Origin of the sequence: Paenibacillus sp. NEAU-GSW1 (assembly GCF_009737085.1) — a bacterium.
Taxonomy (GTDB): Bacteria; Bacillota; Bacilli; order Paenibacillales; family Paenibacillaceae; genus Pristimantibacillus.
Map to the genome: position 1 here is coordinate 48,992 of NZ_WOVL01000024.1, position 15,515 is coordinate 64,506.

The window sequence follows — 15,515 nt, forward strand, 5'->3', positions numbered from 1 at the left end:
ATCCTCCCGGATTAAACGCTGAAAATAACTTCGCTCAGCATCAGTTTGATCCGCTCTTGACGGCCGGACTCGACTTTAATCGGATTGTTTTGCAGCGTGTATTGCTCAAGCGATGCAAGCGTAGCTTTGCCGGAAACGATGTCCGCGCCAATGCCTTCTTTGAAGCTGCGGTAGCGGTTTTCTACGATGCCGTCGAGAATTTTCTCCTCGATCAGTTTTGCAGCTGCTTTCAAGCCCCAAGCGAAGCTGTCCATGCCTGCGATGTGAGCAAGGAACAAGTCTTCAACTTCGAACGAACCACGGCGTACTTTAGCGTCGAAGTTTACGCCGCCACGGCCGATGCCGCCAGCTTTCAGCACTTCATACATCGTCAAAGTTGTCGAGTACAGGTCAGTAGGGAATTCGTCTGTATCCCAGCCGAGAAGCAGATCGCCTTGGTTCGCATCAAGCGATCCAAGCATGCCGTTGATTGCAGCAGTGCGGATTTCGTGCTCGAACGTGTGGCCAGCCAGCGTTGCATGGTTCGCTTCAAGGTTCAATTTGAAATGATCTTTCAAGCCGTATTTTTGCAAGAATGCAATTGTTGTAGCGGAGTCGAAGTCGTATTGGTGTTTCGTTGGCTCTTTCGGTTTAGGCTCGATCAGGAATTGCGCGTCGAAGCCGATTTCTTTCGCGTATGCGATCGCCATATGGTACAAGCGTGCAAGGTTGTCGAGCTCAAAGCCCATATCTGTGTTCAGAAGCGTTTCGTAGCCTTCACGGCCGCCCCAGAATACATAGTTTTCTGCGCCCAGCTCTTTGCCGACTTCCAGACCTTTTTTCAATTGCGCGCCAGCATATGCGTAAACTTCAGCATTTACTGCTGTACCTGCGCCGTGTACAAAACGCGGGTTGGAGAACATGTTAACTGTATTCCACAGCAATTTTTTGCCGGATTGTTTCATATGATCTTTCATCATCGCTACGATGACGTCAAGGTTTTTGTTCGATTCTGCAAGCGTGCTGCCTTCTGGAGCGATATCCACGTCATGGAACGCGAAGAAAGGAACGTTCAATTTATCAAGGAATTCGAAGTTCGCTTCTACGCGAGCTTTCGCGCGGTCCAGACCGTCGAATTTATCCCAGCCGCGAACCATTGTTGCGTTGCCGAATGGATCAGCGCCGTTAGCGTTGAATGTATGCCAGTAAGCAACTGCGAAGCGCAAATGCTCTTCCATCGTTTTGCCCAGAACAACTTGGTTTGGATCGTAGTGTTTGAATGCAAGCGGATTGTTGGAGCCTTTGCCCTCGAATTGAATTTTGCCGATATTCGCGAAGTAAGTCATGAATAAATGGCCTCCCTTAGAATAGTAAAATGGTTGATTTGGTTTTCTTGAAAACGTTCACCTAGAGCATAACATGACTAGACTTAGTTTGTCTATTAAACAAACAAAGTTTTGTGGTATCCTTATTTTAGAACAGCTTGTGTTACAATGACATAGAACGGATTAACGGACGGAGGCTATTTTCATTGAAGGTAACAACCACTGGCGACTTGACGCTCATTAAAAAAATAAACACTTCCATCGTGCTGGACGCGGTTCGTAAAAACGCCAACCTCTCTCGCGCTCAAATATCCGAGTTGACGGGTCTCAACAAAGCAACGGTCTCCAGCCTCGTGCAAGATTTGATCGACAACGATCTTGTGCTTGAGATTGGACCGGGACAATCGAGCGGCGGCCGAAAGCCAGTTATGCTGCTTTTTAACGGACAAGCCGGCTATGCGGTTGGCATCGATCTAGGCGTTAATTATATTCGCGGTATTCTGACCGACTTGGACGGCAATGTTGTAGCTGAAATTCAGCGCCGTCTCAAAAAACACCCTTTTGAGTATACCCTCGAACAACTTGTTCAATGCATTTCCGAGCTAATTCAGCAAGCCCCGGACAGCCGTTACGGCATTGTCGGCCTCGGCGTCGGCGCGCCCGGCATCGTCGACGACAAGGGCGCTATGCTGTTCGCGCCCAATCTGGATTGGAAGCAGGTCGAGCTGCAGCGTTTGCTCGAAGAACAGTTTCAAGTTCCTGTCACCATCGACAATGAAGCAAATGCAGGCGCGCAAGGCGAACAGAAATACGGAGCAGGACGCGGCATTGCGCATCAAATCTACGTCAGCGTTGGCATTGGCATCGGTACCGGCATCATTCTAAATAAAGAATTGTATAAGGGCGCGTCCGGCTTCTCCGGCGAGCTTGGCCATTTATCTATCGCCTATGACGGCAAGCCTTGCCGCTGCGGCAATGAAGGATGCTGGGAATTGTATGCTTCGGAGAACGCGCTGCTCGAGAGAGCCGAGCCGCTCGGCTTCGACAATCTTGAGGATTTGCTTCAAGCGGCGGAAGACGGCAATATCGAGGTTCGCCAGCTGTTCCATTCGATCGGCGATTATTTGGGCGCGGGCATATCGAATATCGTCAACGTCTTCAATCCCGACGTTGTCATTATCGGCAATCGAATGAGCCGGGCTAAAACATGGCTTGAAGCAGCGGTGCAAGCATCCGTCGCGCGCCGCACGCTGCCTTATCATCGCGAGAGGCTGCAGCTTCTTTTCGCCGAGCTTCAGGATCAATCAGCTGTTAGAGGTGCGGCTTACTACGCGATCAGCAGCTTCATCGCCACCATGAGAACCAGCTAGATGAGGGATTAGGTTAAAAGCAACCTGCGCATTTGAATGTTCTTCCGATCGCCATAACCTATAAAATAAAAAGCCATTCCTTGATAAGATGTTGGTACCACCAAACACCAAAACAAGGGATAGGCTTTTTTTACAAACAATAATGAATCACTATATTTATGCCTCTATTACTTCACGCGATGAATTTGATAATAATCGTAAATCGTTCCGGCGATTTCAACGACGGCCGTATCCGTCTTTATCGTGCCGTTGCTGTAATAAACCGTAAACGTAAAGGTTAACGGCCCGTCCTCCAGCTTCTCAAATGAATCGTCCCACATCTCTCCTGTCCACGAAGTACCCGCTTCATTAACAGGAACAAGGCTGCTTTGGAAGCCGTTCATCTCCGCCTCTACCCGCTCCGCGACCGTATCTGTTGCCGTTAACGTCGTATCCGCCTCCAGCACAAACTTCTCGCCGGCCCAAAACACATTCTCTGCTCTTGGCAACGACGCGCTCCCGCTTTGCCCCATGTTATAAGCGATACGATTCGCCTCCCACTTCGGCGTATGCTTGACGAAGCCGTCGATGCGAAGCGGCAGCACCGCAATCGTTTTCGCAATAGTGACCGCCGAAGCCATTCCGTCGCTGACGGTCATTACAACCTTCCAAGCGCCAGTTGACTTCAATTGAAGCGTCGGAGGATCTAAGGAATACGGCTCGCTCACTTTATACGAATAGGTTCGAACATTGTCCCCATTCGCTTCAGGGGGCGGAATCATTTTAAAGGTTACGTCCAGCGGATCGCCGTCGGGATCGGCAACCGAAGCGCTCAATCGCACTGTATCCCCTTCATATACCGGCTTTGGTGTCCAATCGAAATCGCCAATCGGCGCGCGATTGAAAATCATATATTTCGCAACCGACCAGTTCGACCAGTCTGTCTCATCTTTTACCCGCACCCGGACAGCGAGCGGTTCTCCGCTGCTTAATAGGACAGGTATTCTCCAATCTCCGTTGGCGGCTGCGGTATGCTGACTCTGAATGCCGGAATCATAAAGCAGGCTAGTCATCGTCTGATCCAGCACTTGCACCTGATAGGCGGAAAATTCCGTTCCCGCATCCTCATCGGACTGTACCCATTCAATCGTCGGCTTCTGCGCTGTAAGTGTCGGATTGTTCAGCGTCCCCGTCGGAAATGTTACTGCAGCTGTTGGCGGACTGTTTACAATCTGCAGCGTCCGTGAGTAAACATTAGACCATAGCGGCATGCCGACCTTCGGCTCGTCTTTCACTTCTAGTGTAATGGTGTATATCCCTAATTCAGATAAATCGGCCGATGCAGCGGCACCCTTAATCTCGGAGAAGGTTGGCGGAGTCTGTTTGTTCTTCATGAATATGACATTACCGTTCCGCTTCACTTTCCATACCCATTCGGCTATCGGATCGTCATTCGGGTCACTGGAATAATCGACAATGGCTATGCCGCCATTCTTGCTTGTTACGGACGGTTCAATTGTAAAGAGCGCAACTGGCGGCTGATTGTCAGCGCTGGTAAAGATGCTCTGAACGACTTCATCGGACCAGGCGTTATCCGTATCGCGAACGATCAAAGAGATGTAATACACTTGATCCGCCGGCAGCGTACTCGGAATCGGCCCCGGCGTCCATTCCGTATCATTGGCGCCCTTCCACTTCCACCGTTCCTCTGCGATGCCGCTGTTCTCGGTCGATAAACGATCCAAGTCATAAGATGTTTCATTCACTTTGATATCGAAATTGCCGCTATTGCTTTCAGACGGCGTTGTTTTAACCGTGAATCGGGCAATTGGCCGGCGATGTGCATAGATGATCAATTTGGACGCCAGCTCATTACTCCACTTGCGATATTCCTCGAACGTGTCTATATCCTTCGGATTATCCTTACCCTGCCAGACGATCGTGTACTTGCCCGGCTTCGTAAAGTATTCGAGCGGTTCGGCAAGCTCCATCCCGCTTTGCTCAAAGGTGCCAAGCGAATTCTCGTAATAATCGGAATCGTGATCGAACCGCCAACGGTCTGCGATTTTCACATCGCTTTCTTTGTCCTCATACGTTGTTTCGTATATCATTTTGTCTGAAGAATAGGACGATGTTTCCGGATCGTATTCAAGAACCACTTTGCCGACGCCTAACGTTCGCTTCACGCCTGCTTGCTCAATTAAATATTGGGCGAGTTTGGCGAGTGCCAAATCAATGTCGGTGCCATCGATGTACGTTCCATACTTTACTGTTTCAACCATTGATTCTGTTTCTTCTTTGATTGCTCCGGTTCCCATTCCGATATAGGAGGCTTCGTACGAGAATAGCTCATCCTCGACTTGATAGCGCTTGACCTCATCCGCTAGATCGTCGCTCGTCGTATTGGTCAGATTCACGTAGAAATGGTCAGCCCCTGTGCGCCAGGAATGCTCCTTTAAATCCTGCAGCAAATCCATCTCATCCGCCTGATAGATCGGAAGGCCTTGCGGGTAATTCACCACACCGTCGATAACGGCGCTTCGCTTAATCGGCAAGTTGCCAATGGAGACGACAGAATCGGTCTCTGGATCATAATATTTGTACGTACCCGCAGCGTCTTTATAATACATTTTACCGTCTGGGGTTTCTGCAAAAAGGACTTCGGTATTTGAGGTTGCTGTCCAAGTCTCAATATACTTGGAAATATTCCGGACCGGATCCTGAATATAAATGCCTTTATTCGCCATATAGACTCTACTGTCAAAACGAGACGTATAAGCGTAAGCAAAGGAGTTGTTTTGGACTCCGGTTGGATTATCACTGAATGAGCCTAGAATAAGCGGCATGTAAGCTGGGCCTAAACGTTCATATCCGCCGGTAGACCCGCGTATAAATTGACCGGATTCGTTATTCCATGATGCAGCTGAAATTTCCAACACTTGTCTTAGCAGCTGCTCAACCTGCCCTGTTTTTTCGTTAAAGGTCATCAGCAAATCGAATCGCCAATCATCCTCTTCCGTCTCGCAGCGGAACATCGGCTGGCCTTTATAATTCGTCGAGAACACCATTGTGCTTATGCAGGCCATATTTAATGCCGTTTCGAGACCTGTGTTATTGTCGATCTTGTAGATTTGATTATAGGCGGCGTAGTAGACGTTGCCCTTAAAATCAAGGATAAATTTCGAAGGCCTGACACTGCTGATTTTCGTGTTCGTCATCTTGTATTCATCGTACTGGTACAGCCCGGTCGAATCGCTGTAAATGATGCTGCCGTCTTGCGCGATGGCAAAATTTGTGATCGGCTTGTCCAGATACAGGCTGCTCTTGGCTGCTGCCGGATCATAAACATAAAGCTTATTGTCTGCCGTCGAAACATAAAACAATCGGCTTTCCGGATTCGCGACCCCTCTGTTGATCGTCATATTTGCATCGATCCCGTAGGTTAGCAATGCCGGCCTTACGATCTGCTCGAACTTTTCTTCCAGACCGATATATGTGTCTCGTTGTACAACCTGCATGTTGAAGTGGACATCGATCGGCGTGTTTTTTACGATATAGGTCCCCATTCGTTTGAAGCTTGCCGTCAGATCTGCGGTGTCGAAATACAGGCCTTGATTATTGTTCGCGTCGATCATCTTGCGAAGAATCGATTCGGAAGCGTTCGATCCGACGCCAATCAAACGAATGTTTTTGTCCAGGAAGACACTCATCGTCTGCGCAAACAGCCGATCGTCCATCATTGTATATGGCGCCTGCTCGTCGAGGGCGATGTAATATTTATCCGAACCGTCTCGCCATGCGTGGCTGCCGATAACGTCTTTATATTCTTTAACCGTGCTTCTCCAATTCGTAAAAGAATCCGTCGCTTTGCTGTACACTTGGCCAAGAGTAGCATTAGTCGAAACGACATAAGTCGTTTCATTCACTTTCACCGTTCCGGTCGATACATCTGCAATGCCATCTTCTTTTCTTATCCCATAAGCAAACAAAACGTTGTGCGGTCCTATTATGGCAACACTGTTTCTTACCGAAACGGCTTTCGCGACTGTTTCCAGCAATGATTTTTGCGGCACGTTTGATGAAACTTCTCTTTCATGAAGAGGATTGCCCCACGCCCACATCTGATGATTGGCATCAATCGCAACCGCCTGACCGTTGCTAATAGAAATGCTTTTAATGTTTTGCAGCCCAGGAATGATGATTGGGTTCTTAGAGGTAGCTACGGACTGACCAAACAGCATATAAGAGCTGTACCCCCAAGCATATACTTCTCCATTTTTGAGTACGGCCATAGCAAAATTTGCAAACGAGGTATTTCTTACATAATCAAAATCCGCTACATCGGCTATTCCGCTGAGCAGCACTGGCGTTAATTGCCTTACATTTGCCGCAACGCCGAGCAAAGTAATATACGATTTGTCTTCATTCAATCCCCAGCCGTATAGTTCACCTGCTTTCGTGACGGCAAACACTTTATCGTCACTGGGCACGATTTTTACAATTCCGCTTAGCGTCTTGATTTTTGCGGGTCGAGTAAAGTCTTTATACCAAACTTGTTTCCCCTCATATTGCCCGAGCAATCCGTTTACATCCACATCACCGCTCTCGCGTACGCCAACAAAATCACTGCAACTCGAACAAATCGACCACGCATAGACGTCTCCATTTTCCAGAACGGCGTACACGCGATTATCGAAGCCGGTAATTTGTTTCACGTCTTTCAGCCCGATTTTTATTGGCGAGCTTGTTCGTTCACCGTCAAAAACAGTACCCCAGCCGTACACATCGCCATTGCGATCTATTGCAAAATCCGTATAAGGCGTCGAAAATACTTTTTCGATATTGATTATTTTATTATTCGTGCGCAAATCATAAGCCTCTTTAAATTCATCGCCTCTCGTTCGAACGATTAGCGATCCGTCCAGCGCAACAAACGATTGCCGCTTTCCGTCCGGGGAGATTGCAACGTCTTTGACGCGAATCGGCTGCCCGGCTTCCGGCGTTGTTACTCCGTTCGTATAACGGAGAAATTGCCCTTCCATAGACGAAGCCAATACGTCCGCTACGTTCAAAAAGGATGGTTTTGTGCTCGCTAGCGTCGTGCTGTCGGTACTTACATAAACCTCATTATTCGTGCTCAAAAGAACCGTTCTCAGGTAGGTGGAAAACACCTTTTTGTACGTCAACGATGTATTAACTTTTTTGATTTTTCCATCGGATTTGTCTTGCGCCATCCAAAGACCGCCGTCCGTGTCAATGAAATAACTCGCAAAGCGATAAGGCGGAGTGTTTTGATTGAGCCCCACGCTCAGCGTTTCGATTTTAGGCAAACCCTCTATTTTAACTGGCACCTTCTGATCAACCAATGTTCCGATTCCTAATGTGCCGTTCGTGTTCGTTCCCCACGCATAAACTTCACCTGTATCTGTAAGTGCCATAAATGAAGTTTTGCCAGTGGTGGCTCCATTCGCAAACAATTTAACGACCTTTTGAGGTATAGATGAAATTTGCGTGAATTCCGCAGCTGATGTAACCGTATTGAGTCCGAGTTCAGCTGCCGTTCCCGTTCCTTTCACCCATAGTTCACCTAAGTCATTCACGACAAAAATCGCTCTTCCGCTTGATGATATTTCCATCGACTTCACGTTGCTGATGCCATTCAATCGCACAAAGTCCGAATCATACAAAAACCCGTCTTGATCAATGTAGTACCTGTACGTGCCTATGCCATAGGCTTGTACTACATTGACAGGCGGGTTTAGATGAGTCAATTTCACATCGCTATTGTCACTGCCGACCGCTTCATAAATGCGGCCTAGTCCATCGATCATAATGAACAAATCATGACGGCCGTATATCCAGCGGTAATCTTGTTTGACAGCTTCATCTTGAGCGACATAGCTGATCTTGTAATCCAAATCTTTGTTTTTCAGCTTCGGAACGACTTGCTCATTAATTAACTGCTCAACCTCTGCCTTCTGCAACTCCGTATTCCGCAGATCAACGAGCAAGTCTGTCTTCCGCTGCTTTTTCTCCGTCTTATAATTGATTCGCGTATCTGGCGCCAGATTATTCACATTGACGTCGGAGACCTCCTTCGATATTAACGCGAATACCGAAGGATTTCCGATCAAAAAGCAAATTAATAAAGCTGCCGCCATTTTACTCCTGTGTAATTTCAAGTACCCCTTCACTCCCAACTGTTCGACCGTCTATAATCGGCGCTTGTTATAAATTCCGGTATGGTAGGCTCCCCGAATCCCTCAACCACTTCAAGATAAATCCGATACTTGCCGACAGCAGCAACATCTTCCTTCATCTCGGTTAAATTCGTATCGTCAATTAACACTTTCGTCTCGTCATCAAAGCTGCCGTCATTATCGGAATCGTATTTATAGCTCCATATTCGCTGCGCGATATAGTCGCCGTCCGGACTGTACGATAAGTCCGTCACTTGAAGCGTCGCTTTCAGATCATTGTCCGGATCGCGCAGCACTTCTTTTACCGCGCTGAAATTGACGATCGGCTTTTCGTCCGGCTTTACAGTAAAGCAAGTTTGATCTTCTGCCGTTGCGCCGTACTCATTCTCGACAGTTAGAATCGCGCAATAGCTGCCTGCTTTTTTGAAAAGGACATTTTTCGTCCTCCCCGACAGTTTACCAGCAAATCGGATTGAGCTTGCGTCGGCGCTGCCGCCGCCGTTCTCGATCACTTCCCACGTATAAGATTTAATTTTTACGTTAGCATCCTCGTCCTCGCTGCCGCGACTTTCGGAACCGTCAAAAATGATAAGGCGATTTTCTTTCAAGCTGCCTTCGACGAGCGCTTTTGCATAAGGCAGCGGCTTGCCTACGGAAATAGCCTTTTCAGTCGTTCCTTTACAGCCTTCACTATCCGTGACGGTCAGCGTTACTTTCTTCTTGCCAACGCTGTCCAGCATAATGTCTCCGCCTTTGCCGGTAAGAGTCGTAAATCCGCTCCAGTTTCCATCCCACTCGTAATTCGCAATGGATTTCCCGCCCGTTGCATTAGATCTTGCTCCGCTAATGCTGATCGTTTCTCCAGCCATTGCAGAGCTAGGAGCGTCAATAATCGGAACCGGAGCATCGACACAGGTTACTATTGGAACTGCTTTCTGATAAACATCGGAGTGCAGCGGTACCGTAGCTTCGGCTGTTGTTCCATCTGTAAAATGCACCCTGGCGGTTAGCACGTAATTTTGAACATATGGATCTTCAACAACATCGCCGGACGAAATCGTGAAATTGAATTTCGTGCTGGCTGTTTTGTTATTCCCGGTAACGGTATTGCTTTTGGCTGAGGCGGTTTGCTCCGGACGAGAGTAGAACATCCACTTGGAAATGATCCGATCTCCTACGTTCTCTACCATTGCTGTGCCGTTAATTTCAACCGGAATATCGACGCCGCTGAATTCGGTTGATGTAGGAGAGATCGTGCCGGTCAGTTTGACGTTAGGATCGGGACCTATGTCCAATTCGTATGTTATCGTTCCTTCTATCTCGAAGCGGCTCATCGGAAGGGTTTCTGCTTCTAAATAGTAGTCAACTGTAACGTAATACAAGCGGCCTTCAACGATATTGGCGACATTGGCAATTGGTTCTTGTTCTGTCCATCCAGTACCTCTCGAATTAGGAAGAGTAAACTCAATTCCATACCAATTAGCTTTTCTCAAACTCTCTTTTGTCGGTTGAGTAATATCAATAATCTTATTGGGAGAGTCTTCAGAATCTCTGACATTCCCCATCTTTGCACTACTCAGATCAACTAAGCTTTTGTCGATATAAACCAATGTTTTTGTATTTTGTTCAAATACATTTCCTTCTTCTTTCATAAACCATGCTGCTTGATCTATTCTTTTTTGTACATCCGGCTGCCAAGTAGTAATGAGTGTCTCTCCATTCGGTAGCTTTGGCGCCCATTGGTACTGATCTTCACTAATTTTAATTTTTTGCCCCCCAACTATTTTTGCAGGTCTTATCTCTTGAAAAGTAGTTGAAGAATAATCGTTTGCTTGCCAGTGTACTCCATCCGCATATAACCAAATGGAATTACCTGGATTCCCTTTAAAAAAATCTCCTCTTGTCCTTTTTCCTATTACTTTAATTGAAGGTTTCTGATCTTCTCTTCCTATTATGGTGACAGTAAGTTTTCCATCCGCAACCGAAAGTGAGCTACTTTTTAATATTCCATTACCTGAATATTTAATGGATTTCGGATCAATTTTATCAGCATTCTGAACGGAATACGTCTTTGTGAAAATCTTAGAAGAAGCAGTTACGTCACGAGACGCAACATAACTGCTTTTTTCATTTGCTACCTTTATTGTTTTTTCTTCGACGCCAGCCGCAGAAACATTTGAAACTAGGAATAAGCCTATTAAGACTGCAATAATTAGAATCGATGATAGATAGTTTTTATACATATTCCATCATTCCTATTCAGCAACATTCAGGGTAGATGTGTAATTATCTCCTAAAAATGCTGCTACATTTACGTAATCAACGCTATCACCCCGAGCGCCAAATACAATATTTGAAGTTACTGATTCTCCTTTATCTAATGCCCATTGATATAAGTACTTTTTACTGTTAAATTCCTTAATCATGGAAGTATTTGAAGGAGTAATACTATAAGCTGTGTTTCTTCCTCCCAACGTAACACGATATTTCATAGAAACATCACTCGCTGAGAACGAAATTTTATTTGTTCCGGTATTCTTAATGGTGATTTTAGACTTTACATAGTATTTATAAGCACCATCACTATTGTTGAGATAAAACTCCTTTTCCATTGCCTTTCCTTCAACAGATTTCACCGGATAAATATACATATCGTGATAAGTCAGCTCAAAACTACCCGCCTTCAACGTCACCGGAAACTCCTCCGTCTGCACTAACCCGTACCGAGCAAAGTTATTATCCTTCGCCGACAGCACATAGATCGTTTTTTTCCCCGAATCAAATTCGGCTCGGTAGCCAAGCGCTTCGGCGATGTAACGGACAGGCAAATACGTAATTCCTTTTCTCGTAATCGGCAGCGTGTCAATCTCGACCTTTTTCCCATTGACCAGTATGTATTTATGTTTGAAATACAGCTCAATCAGCTTCGTCTTCGCCTTAACCACAACTTTGCTGTTTGCTTTATCGTATTCGAGAGACTCGATCTGCGGCAGCGCGAGCTTCAAATGTCGAAGCGACACAAGCGTCCGTCCGTTGGCGTTAATATACGGCGCTTCCGCATCGTTAGCGGCGGCAACAGTTTCGGTATCGACCTGCAATTTTAACGTCTCCTGCGCAGAAGCCGCAAACACGGTCGTCACCTGCCCAAGCAGCAAAAGCAAAGCTAGCGATAATAGCAATCTCTTTTTCATCTACAAAACTTCCTCCCCAACATCGAATAAGATACAAAAAAAGCACGCGAAAAAACCGATTAGGCTTTTAAGCGTGCTTCGCTTGCTAAATTATTTACATTTTACCTTATTTTATCATTTTATGTCAATTATTATCGCGCAGCTTCATTGACCTCGGCAGCAGCCGCATTAGCTTCTTCTCCCGGCGGTCTCAGCTTGAATATAGGAACCAGCAGCGGAACGCAAAGAATCATAACGAATCCCGCAAAAATATAAATGCCAACCAACGGGAATGCCGACTTCAGAACACCGGACAAGCTCATCATAATGACCATCATCCCCATGAACATTGGGCTTAGCGCCCCGTTTACCCGGCCGATATATTCAGGCTCCGTCCATTTCAGAATCATCGTGCTAATCCCGATTTGAATGCCCGGCATCATCAGGCCCGATAAAAATTGCAGGACAAGCGTGAGGGTAACATTCGTCGAAATGCCCATTCCGGCGATCGTAACGGCACTAACAACAGTGCCGGCTGCGAGAATGACTTGCGGCTGCACTTTTTTGGCAACAGCCATAATCAATCCGCCGCCGATAAGCATCGCAAACCCGTTCACCATCAGCAAATATTGCAAGAAGTCTTTCGATTGATCGAGCCTTTCAATAACTAGAAATATGCCGAGAGACTGAATGGTGCCAATCGCCGTACCGGCCAGCGCGAACGTACCGCCAAGCGGCCTCAGCACTTTGCTTTTCCAAACATAACGCAGTCCGTCGGTAAGCTCCTTCCAGAATTGCTTATCGCCTGCTGCTGCCGCAGCCTCTTCTTTGTCATCTTTCGGAATACGGAATAAGACGACCGCTGACAGGAGAAACGCAATACCCATAATCGCAATCGAGATTTCAATGCCGTAAGTTTGATAGACGAAAACGCCTAGCGACGGTCCAAGCACCATAAAGATGCCGATTAACGACTGGAACAACGCCATCGCCGACTGCAGCTGGTTTTCCGGAACATGCTTTTTGAACAGCTTCATGGATGACGGCTGTGAAAACTGCGATAAAATCGCCGATACGGCCGTCGCAAGATAGATTAGCTGCCAAGAGCCAATCATTAACGATCCAAGTACGACGAATACCGACGCTGCGGACAGAAAATCGCACCAGATCATCGTCCGCCTTGGACGCCACCGGTCCGCGAACGTTCCTCCGATAAACGCAAAAATAAAAATAGGCGCAAATTCCACAACCGAGATTAACGATACCGATATCGGATCGTTATTCGTTTTGTCGGTAACAAACAACAAAATCGCAAAATTGCGCACCCAAATGCCGATTTGCAGCAACACATTAGACAACAATACCGTTTGAAAAAAACGATTTTTAAAAATAGACTCCGGCGGCGCCGCCGCCGTATTGGTAGACATGATTAAACGACTCTCCTCTTTCTTATTAAGCGTTTCCTTACAGCATATCAGGACGCTTTTACAGGGGGATCAACTGATTCTATAACAGACGTCGCCTCTCGTAAACAAGTTGCTACTTGTTATAAACATTTTTACCTTGCTCGCGAAGCAGCTCCAGCCACTTCTCCTCCAGCTTTATCGCATCTTTGCGCAAATCGCGCATCTTCCTCGCCGCCTCACCTTCGCCCGTCAAGTCCAGCACATCCTTGTAATCGTGGCGAAGCTTATCCTTCAGCTTCAACTGGTCGGCCACTTGAAATTCAAAAGCGTCAGCACCGTACGTTTTCCAATCGCTTTGCAGCTCCTTGTTCGGATGTACGCCGAAACCCAGCTCGAAACGCGCTCGGCTCCACGCGCCGTTCATATTCGACGATGAACCGACGAACACGCGGCCGTTCTTTGTATTCGTTACCTCATAAACGCCGATGACACGCTCCTGCTCCATATATGCGGCAGTCAGTTGTTTTCTCTGTTCTTTGTTTTTGCTCATATCAAGCACCTCCACTTTTCACCTTCAGCTATTGCTTCAGCCAATATTCGCTGCAATCATCCTTGCGATCCAAATAACCGTATTCGATCAAATAGCGGCGAAGCGTCACGTAATCATCCTCGAAAAATGCCTTCAGCTGCTCGTTCACTTCTTTTTCCTTGTACTTGCGGCCAGGTTTAAAATACGAAGCGATATGCCGCAAAATAACGATTTTTTTCTTTTCCTTGCGCGGGAATTGCGTCAGCGGGCCGTTCGGACCCTTCGGAAAATATTGCTTCATTACCGCATCATGCTCTTTCTCGGTAATCGCATAACGCTCATCGACCTGCGTCGCCGTACGATGAACCGGGATAAACCGCGGAGTGTCCGCCGACACGCCGGCCTCCATCAGCTCCACGATCGCAAGCAGCAGCTTCGCTTGCTTTGCTTTTTCCTTCAGCACAAAGCGATGGTTGCGAATCGTCGACGCACTGCCTCCGCCCGCTTTTTTAACAATATCGGCATCGGACAACCCGGCCGAGAAGTCACGGATTAGCTCCTTTTGCAAGTCGGTCAAGCCATTTGTCTTCTTATCCAGTCCGAGCAAATAAGCGAGGATCGAACCGTGCTCGCGCTCAACGTGAAACTCGGCATACTTGTTCGCATCGTACCATTTATTTTCTTTAGGCAATTGGAATACTTGCCCCCCCTCGAACGTCTCCCCGCATACGAGACAACGATAGCGTTTATTCGCGGCCTCGTATATATAACCTTTCTTCATTTCGGAAAGCTCCGCCGACCAAAACAGCTCATTCAGCTCCATATATCAAACACCTCTTTATATTGTTTGTTTATTTTATAGACATATTATCATTACGTTTATTAAATTTCAATAGACACACAAAAAAACTCCATCCCGTTCAGGATGGAGCAGCCGTTGCAGCTTCTCTTGCAGTCGTCGTTTCGTATCGACTGACTCGATCGTCATGACCAAACAAAATAATAAGTTGTTTGAAATATACATAGCTTTCCGTTTCTTTTTCAACTCCCATCCGATAGACGAACCGGTCGCCCTGCTCGTAATCGTACGGCTCATTAGGAGCGCCGAGCAAACTTACAACCCGTTCCCGGTTAACGCCGACAAGCGGCTGCTTCCGCAGCAAGCCCTTCAGCATTTCTTCGCGGTATTCATATTCGCTGACCCAACGGTTATACGTATACGTGACGTCTTTGTTATTCTCGTACATCGCGCCGAATGAAGGAATCGGAAGGACGACAAGCCAGAACAACAATAGGATGAGATCCCTTTTTCGCAGTTTAATGAAGGTACGTTTCTTATAAATAAAGAAGATGGCGATGACATAGATCAGAAACGGCAAGGCTGCAGCGGCGATGAAATACCATTCCAGCGTTGCATGCTTCGCCGTGAGCCACTTATAAATAACGTTGCGATACAATATCCAATAACCGATCAGCGCGATTAGCAAAATGACAAAACGAGCGCTCCATGACCCGCCAGACGGTGTTTCCTTCTCCATAGCCGCCATTCTCTTCCTC

The 15,515-nt window shown here is 47.0% G+C and carries 9 protein-coding genes; 1 reads left to right on the forward strand and 8 read right to left on the reverse strand.

Annotated features, from left to right (window positions below; all coding sequences use genetic code 11):
* Positions 1-11: 11 nt before the first annotated feature.
* Positions 12-1,325 carry a xylose isomerase gene (gene xylA, locus GOM71_RS17810; RefSeq protein ID WP_156283481.1) on the reverse strand — a complete coding sequence of 438 codons (1,314 nt, stop codon included), beginning with the start codon at positions 1,323-1,325 and terminating at the stop codon, positions 12-14.
* 185 nt (positions 1,326-1,510) lie between these two features.
* Here xylA and GOM71_RS17815 point away from each other — a divergent pair, with 185 nt between their 5' ends.
* Positions 1,511-2,674: an ROK family transcriptional regulator gene (locus GOM71_RS17815; protein WP_156283483.1), complete on the forward strand. Its 1,164-nt coding sequence runs from the start codon at positions 1,511-1,513 to the stop codon at positions 2,672-2,674.
* A gap of 167 nt (positions 2,675-2,841) precedes the next feature.
* Here the strand turns inward: GOM71_RS17815 and GOM71_RS17820 are convergent, their stop codons facing one another.
* The 7 genes from GOM71_RS17820 to GOM71_RS17850 all read right to left on the reverse strand — a co-directional run bounded on the left by GOM71_RS17820 (position 2,842) and on the right by GOM71_RS17850 (position 15,505).
* Positions 2,842-8,787 carry an RCC1 domain-containing protein gene (locus GOM71_RS17820; RefSeq protein ID WP_216651770.1) on the reverse strand — a complete coding sequence of 1,982 codons (5,946 nt, stop codon included), beginning with the start codon at positions 8,785-8,787 and terminating at the stop codon, positions 2,842-2,844.
* A gap of 56 nt (positions 8,788-8,843) precedes the next feature.
* Entirely contained in the window at positions 8,844-11,096 is a 2,253-nt protein-coding gene (locus tag GOM71_RS17825; RefSeq protein WP_156283487.1) for a hypothetical protein, read from the reverse strand.
* A 12-nt stretch (positions 11,097-11,108) separates the two neighbouring features.
* On the reverse strand, positions 11,109-12,044 hold the full coding sequence (locus tag GOM71_RS17830; RefSeq protein ID WP_156283489.1) for a copper amine oxidase N-terminal domain-containing protein: 936 nt from the start codon (positions 12,042-12,044) through the stop codon (positions 11,109-11,111).
* Positions 12,045-12,175: 131 nt separating this feature from the next.
* The gene (locus GOM71_RS17835; protein WP_156283491.1) at positions 12,176-13,450 is read right to left on the reverse strand and encodes an MFS transporter; all 1,275 of its coding nucleotides are present in this window, start codon (positions 13,448-13,450) and stop codon (positions 12,176-12,178) included.
* Between the two features lie 112 nt (positions 13,451-13,562).
* The gene (locus GOM71_RS17840; protein ID WP_253944902.1) at positions 13,563-13,979 is read right to left on the reverse strand and encodes a GIY-YIG nuclease family protein; all 417 of its coding nucleotides are present in this window, start codon (positions 13,977-13,979) and stop codon (positions 13,563-13,565) included.
* A gap of 28 nt (positions 13,980-14,007) precedes the next feature.
* Positions 14,008-14,781 (reverse strand): DUF2087 domain-containing protein, encoded by a 774-nt coding sequence (locus tag GOM71_RS17845; protein ID WP_156283493.1) that lies wholly within the window; start codon positions 14,779-14,781, stop codon positions 14,008-14,010.
* A gap of 97 nt (positions 14,782-14,878) precedes the next feature.
* A complete protein-coding gene (locus GOM71_RS17850) occupies positions 14,879-15,505 on the reverse strand; it encodes a hypothetical protein (RefSeq protein WP_156283495.1) in 627 nt (208 codons plus the stop codon).
* Positions 15,506-15,515 lie beyond the last annotated feature (10 nt).

Bases quoted from the DNA above. Each gene is read 5' to 3' on its own strand.
- xylA (WP_156283481.1), bottom strand. From the start codon at position 1,325: ATGACTTACTTCGCGAATATCGGCAAAATTCAATTCGAGGGCAAAGGC.
- GOM71_RS17825 (WP_156283487.1), bottom strand. From the start codon at position 11,096: ATGTATAAAAACTATCTATCATCGATTCTAATTATTGCAGTCTTAATA.
- GOM71_RS17830 (WP_156283489.1), bottom strand. From the start codon at position 12,044: ATGAAAAAGAGATTGCTATTATCGCTAGCTTTGCTTTTGCTGCTTGGG.
- GOM71_RS17835 (WP_156283491.1), bottom strand. From the start codon at position 13,450: ATGTCTACCAATACGGCGGCGGCGCCGCCGGAGTCTATTTTTAAAAAT.
- GOM71_RS17840 (WP_253944902.1), bottom strand. From the start codon at position 13,979: ATGAGCAAAAACAAAGAACAGAGAAAACAACTGACTGCCGCATATATG.
- GOM71_RS17845 (WP_156283493.1), bottom strand. From the start codon at position 14,781: ATGGAGCTGAATGAGCTGTTTTGGTCGGCGGAGCTTTCCGAAATGAAG.
- GOM71_RS17850 (WP_156283495.1), bottom strand. From the start codon at position 15,505: ATGGCGGCTATGGAGAAGGAAACACCGTCTGGCGGGTCATGGAGCGCT.